The organism is Methylobacter sp., from assembly GCF_023227905.1.
Classification (GTDB): Bacteria; Pseudomonadota; Gammaproteobacteria; order Methylococcales; family Methylomonadaceae; genus Methylobacter_A.
Genome location: NZ_JALOCF010000106.1, coordinates 1 through 3900 on the forward strand (window position 1 = coordinate 1; position 3900 = coordinate 3900).

The window sequence follows — 3900 nt, forward strand, 5'->3', positions numbered from 1 at the left end:
GTTAGCCGCTATTGGGCGCTGGGCCCGGCCGGTGCGGCACTGACGCTGTTTGACGGCGGCGCTAAAAACGCCCAGTACAAACAGGCCATCGACGGTTTCGACGCCAACGTCGCAGCTTACCGGCAAACGGTGCTGACCGGCTTTCAGGAAGTGGAAGACAATCTGGCCGCCTTGCGGATACTGGAAGAAGAGACTCAGGTTCAAGATAAGGCCGTCACCGCGGCCAATCTGGCGCTAGCACTGACCATCAATCAGTATCAGGCGGGAACCATCAGTTATCTGAATGTGATTACCGCGCAAACTGCGGCCTTGTCCAACCGGCAGACCGCTGTACAGCTACAGGGCGATCGACTGGCGGCCTCGGTGCAGCTGGTCAAGGCCTTGGGCGGCGGCTGGAATGTGGCAATGCTGCCGAGCCCCGATCAGGCGGGCGGGGAAGTCAAATGGACGGATTATTTGATATTTCCGGTGGATTGATTGGTTTGGGAGGTGTGTTTTTAGTTTGCCTGATAGGTTGCTATCAATTAGCGATTAATATAGTATCCGGCCTAACCGATTGCAGGAGTTGCCGCTCAAACACACGCTTCACCAGAGCTTGTTTATTTTTTAAAGAGTTTAAGATGACCGAAAGGGCTGTTGAGACATCCAAGCTCACAGAGAAGCGGTGCTTGGCTCGAAAACGTTAGACCCCACGGACGACACTCCAGGCCATTCGTTTCAACGTCTACTTCAAGACTCAGGACTCCCTATGACTCAAGCTCTTTCAGACAAAATGCATTTGATAGCAAGTCAACTTAATGACTTGAACGCCGACGGAAAGGTGAAGGCAATGACCGCAAATGAAAAGGGATACGCAAAGCTCTTGTTGATCAACAACGGGTGCAGAATGTGGGTTCATCACACTCTCGATGACAAGCTCATTCTTGATCTCATGGTCACAAAGAACGCAGAGCTCAAACACGCCGATGTTGTCAAATCCGCAGTAGCCGTGTTCTCACAGTTCGCCAAAGATGTAGGCCACATGATCTCTCATCGCTCGTGGCAGCACTCAATCAATAAGGCCGACATAAGGCAGCAGTACTACTTCGAAGTCACGAACGAAAGAGTCGAGATTATCATCGCGCTTGTCGGTAAGGTGAGGCATGCCTTCCAGACACCAGAGTAAGCCCGGTAGGGTACGCACCGCGTACCATTTTTCAAGCCAGGTAGGGTACGCACCGCGTACCATTTTTCAAGCCAGGTAGGGTACGCACCGCGTACCATTTTTCAAGCTCAATAAAAGGTACGCGATGCGTACCCTACGCCAAATTACTGTGGTCAGCGTGATTTATGACCCGTTTCCAAATCCAACCGCCACGGACAATGTCCTGATCTAAGCGAAATTGCCGTCAATCCCGGTGCAAATTGGTTAAGCGAAATAATCGTTGCAAAAAAAACTGCCCAACCCGTCAACTCGATAAGGTGCGCTATTTTATAGGATGCTGCCGACGTAAGGAGGCGCATCGTTCGGGTCATTCGTCCGCATCAATATTAAATTCCCCCGAATATCCCCAGGTGGTTGGATAAATACCCTTCGCCACGAATTGATGGAAACTCGAATGAGGCCAGTCGATAACTCGCTGTACCCTGCCATGTTTTACTGGATTCCAATGGATATAATCCACATGTTGGTTAAAATCATTTTGATCAATGATCAAATGATCCCAAAAGCGGCGTTGCCATAAACCGCGTTCACGTCGTTTGCTTCGACTTTCCGAAATTCTTTCACCTTTGTCTATAGCACGAGAAAAGTGACCTTTAAGCATATTCCAGCGAGTCGAATAATCAGCCTGGTAGGGTACGCATCGCGTACCATTTTCAAATTTTCCCGTGAATCAAATCCATAAAAGGTACGCGATGCGTACCCTACCGGGCTTTTCACCGTATTCGGAGAAAAAAGATGGTTACAAAAAGCAGCAAAATTATAAAAGGCGATGTGACTTTGTCGCATGGCGAAGAACTATTTGCTCAGTTAGCATCGTTTTATGCCACGCCCCAAACCGAATACCCTGTTGAGCGGGCAAAGTTATTCGGGTTTGATTGTTTGCGGATCAATAGCAAGGTGTTTGCTAAACTGCACAATGGTCATCTGGTCATGAAGCTTCCCGCTAACCGCATCGCGGCTTTGGTTGATTCCGGTCAGATCAATGCTTACGAACATCGGGGGCGTGTATTGAAGGAGTGGGGTGTGATTGAAGCAAGCAAAGACATCATTGCGCTGGCTGAGGAAGCCAGAGCTTTCACTGGGAACTGAGAATTGCGTATTCTGATTGATCTTAACACCTAAAATCTACCGGGCTACCGACATAAGGAGGCGCATCCTATAAACCAAACGCATCAACCAAATGGGTTTACAGCAATTCCGCCAGCCGGATAAGCCCCGTCGTTTGTTGACGTATTTGATCGGCAATCTGTTGATCCAACCGCGTTAACCAACGCTCCGGAATCTGCCCAACGCCGTATTTTGCACCTGCCAGCATGCCGACCAACGCGCCTGTGGTGTCGGCATCGCCACCCTGATTAACGGTTGCAATCAGGCAGGATTCAAAACTGTCGGTACTGAAAAAATAATGTAAAACCGTCTGCACGGTATCGACAATATAGCCCGAGGCTTTGCCCGGATAAGGGCTGTAGGCAAATTCGCCGTGTTGATCGATCAACCATTCGGCTTCCTGTTTGCAGGCGTCCATACCCTGTCCGTTAATCAAGCGATTGACGATCCGCCCCAGCGTTAATGTAGCCGCATCGGACAACGGATGATTATGGGTAATATGGCTTTGTTGTAAACTCCATTCGCTGAAATAGTCCGGCCGGTTTAATGTCGCCAGCACCACCGGCAGGTTGCGCATACACGAGCCGTTTCCTGCATCATCCTCGCGAGGTAAGCCGAATAGTTTGCCGCTATCCCGATAGCGGGTGATGCCGCGTCGACAGGTATTGCCTATATCCGGCGGATCGCTTTCCAGCCATGCGACAAAATTATCCGCAACAGCCTGAATATTCCAGCCCTGATGATCGATAATGGCTTGCCCTAATGCCAGCGACATTTGGGTGTCGTCGGTGACTTGCCCCGCTTCTAAGGTCAGCCAGCCGCCGCCGATAATATCCTGATGCACGTCGTAGCGTTTCTGGATTTGTTTCGGCGTCATAAACTCTACCGTTGCCCCCAGCGCATCGCCGCAGGCAAAGCCCAAATAAGCTCCCAACGCCCTGTTCAGTATTTGTTCTGTAGACATTTTCCTGTTCCTTAACGTTGCACTTTGACTCGATAGTCACCGCCAATCACCAGATATTCGGCTTCGCCGTGCAAGGCGTGGTGCGGCAGCAGTTCATTAAAAAAAATCAGCTTAACCATCGGCACTTCAACTTCCAGAACATAAGCGCCGAACTCACTGGCAATACTGCGGCGGTCGGTAAAAGAAACGATATTATTGAAACGAACGATTTTATGGGTTTTATCCTGATCCTGGACAATCCAATCGTCGTCCAGTGAGTTGACGCCGCGATAGAGGGTTTTATGGGTCGCCGCCGGAAACTGAAAACGTTCGATAATCCATTGGCAATATTCATATAAGAGATCCAGCTGCATGTAAATGCAGTTGTTGTGATAACGGCTGTTCATCTTTTCTTCGATATACATGACCCAGTCTTTACTGATGAAACTGGAAATCCGCTGTTTGTGATAAGTAGGAAACAGTCCGAAGCGGCTTTCGACCCAGCCTTTAAAAACTGCACCCTGGGCATTGTTAGAATCCAGCCCCCAATCCTGAATCAGTCTGAGATAACTGTTGCGATAACGTCGTCTTCCCGAGTGATCGTCCCGTAGTCGTTGCTCTGTTTCAAAGCCGAAAATGACACACA

At 49.6% G+C, this 3900-nt stretch carries 6 protein-coding genes; 3 read left to right on the forward strand and 3 right to left on the reverse strand.

Annotation, left to right across the window (positions count from 1 at the left end; all coding sequences use genetic code 11):
• On the forward strand, nt 1-477 hold a 477-nt coding region (locus M0R47_RS21345), incomplete at its 5' end, for a TolC family protein (RefSeq protein ID WP_292558376.1).
• Between the two features lie 352 nt (nt 478-829).
• Nucleotides 830-1165 (forward strand): hypothetical protein, encoded by a 336-nt coding sequence (locus M0R47_RS21350; protein WP_292558377.1) that lies wholly within the window; start codon nt 830-832, stop codon nt 1163-1165.
• Between the two features lie 346 nt (nt 1166-1511).
• Here M0R47_RS21350 and M0R47_RS21355 read toward each other — a convergent pair whose 3' ends face one another.
• Nucleotides 1512-1805, reverse strand: coding sequence for a hypothetical protein (locus M0R47_RS21355; RefSeq protein ID WP_292558378.1), 294 nt, complete (start codon nt 1803-1805; stop codon nt 1512-1514).
• A 134-nt stretch (nt 1806-1939) separates the two neighbouring features.
• On the opposite strand from M0R47_RS21355, the gene M0R47_RS21360 reads away from it, so the two are divergent.
• Nucleotides 1940-2293, forward strand: a complete 354-nt coding sequence (locus M0R47_RS21360; protein WP_292558379.1) for a hypothetical protein — start codon at nt 1940-1942, stop codon at nt 2291-2293.
• Between the two features lie 97 nt (nt 2294-2390).
• On the opposite strand, the gene draG is transcribed toward M0R47_RS21360, so the two are convergent.
• Nucleotides 2391-3275, reverse strand: a complete 885-nt coding sequence (gene draG, locus M0R47_RS21365; RefSeq protein WP_292558380.1) for an ADP-ribosyl-[dinitrogen reductase] hydrolase — start codon at nt 3273-3275, stop codon at nt 2391-2393.
• Nucleotides 3276-3286: 11 nt separating this feature from the next.
• On the reverse strand, nt 3287-3900 hold a 614-nt coding region (locus M0R47_RS21370), incomplete at its 5' end, for an NAD(+)--dinitrogen-reductase ADP-D-ribosyltransferase (protein ID WP_292558381.1).

Bases quoted from the DNA above. Each gene is read 5' to 3' on its own strand.
- M0R47_RS21360 (WP_292558379.1), top strand. From the start codon at position 1,940: ATGGTTACAAAAAGCAGCAAAATTATAAAAGGCGATGTGACTTTGTCG.
- M0R47_RS21350 (WP_292558377.1), top strand. From the start codon at position 830: ATGACCGCAAATGAAAAGGGATACGCAAAGCTCTTGTTGATCAACAAC.
- M0R47_RS21355 (WP_292558378.1), bottom strand. From the start codon at position 1,805: ATGCTTAAAGGTCACTTTTCTCGTGCTATAGACAAAGGTGAAAGAATT.
- draG (WP_292558380.1), bottom strand. From the start codon at position 3,275: ATGTCTACAGAACAAATACTGAACAGGGCGTTGGGAGCTTATTTGGGC.